The sequence below is a fragment of the Streptomyces sp. CAI-85 genome, from assembly GCF_013363615.1.
In the GTDB taxonomy this organism is placed as follows: Bacteria; Actinomycetota; Actinomycetes; order Streptomycetales; family Streptomycetaceae; genus Streptomyces; species Streptomyces antibioticus_B.
On sequence record NZ_JAANNX010000201.1, the window covers coordinates 1 to 1064 of the forward strand.

Below are 1064 nucleotides of genomic sequence, written 5' to 3' on the forward strand. Positions count from 1 at the left end.
TCGGCAAGGCCGTCGCCTTCCTCACCGACTCCGGCTTCCTCCAGCGCACCGGCGACGACAACGGCGGCACCTACCGCACCACGGCCCGCTACCAGCTCCAGGTGCGGGACATGGCGGGCAGCGCCGCCCTGGCCGAACTCCTTGAGCTGGGCGTCGTCCCGGTCACCGACGGCACCCCGACCCTGCTGCCCCCCGAGGACGGCGACGACCTCGACCTGGTCGCCGGGGCCGGACTGCCGTTCCACTCCTGAACCGCCTGCGTCGATCGCCCGACACCGCCCGCCACCGCGGCCCCCCACCTCCCGATCTGCCGAAGACCCACGAGAGTCCGCCATGTACGAGCTGTCCCGCGTCCGCCTCTACTCCATCGGGCCCGCCGGCGCGCGCTACGCCGACACCGTGCTCGACCTGCGGGGCGTCGGCGGCGTCGTGCCCGACCCCGCCCCCACCCAGGCGGAGTTCTTCGCGGAGGAGCCGGTCGGCCCGCCGCGCCGCCCCGCCCCCGCCGGCGTGCTCTTCCTGGAGAACGGCGGCGGCAAGTCCGTCCTCCTCAAGCTGATCTTCTCCGTGATGCTGCCCGGCCACCGCAACACCCTCGGCGGCGCCAGCTCGGGCGTGCTGCGCAAGTTCCTGCTCGCCGACGACTGCGGACACGTGGCCCTGGAGTGGCAGCACGTGCTGACCGGCGAGTGCGTCGTCGTCGGCAAGGTCAGCGAATGGCGCGGCCGGCAGGTGTCCAACGACCCCCGGAAGTTCGCCGAGGCGTGGTACTCCTTCCGGCCCGGACCCGGACTGAGCCTGGACAACCTGCCCGTCGCCGAGTCCACCGCCGTACGCCCGCCCGTCGAGGGCGCCTCCGGGGCGCAGGGGCGGCGCCGCACCATGAAGGGCTTCCGGGACGCCCTCACCGAGTCCGGCAAGGCGTACCCGCACCTGGAGGTGCACTGGGAGGAGATCCACGACCGGTGGATCGAGCACCTCGGCGAACTGGGCCTCGACCCCGAACTCTTCCGCTACCAGCGCGAGATGAACGCCGACGAGGGCGAGGCCGCCGGCCTCTTCGC

2 pseudogenes are annotated in these 1064 nt (G+C 73.3%); both read left to right on the top strand.

Annotated elements, in window-relative coordinates:
- A pseudogene (locus G6W55_RS37760) lies at positions 1-251 on the top strand (hypothetical protein); the annotation flags it as partial.
- A gap of 82 nt (positions 252-333) precedes the next feature.
- Positions 334-1064 (top strand): annotated as a pseudogene (locus tag G6W55_RS37765) (hypothetical protein); the annotation flags it as partial.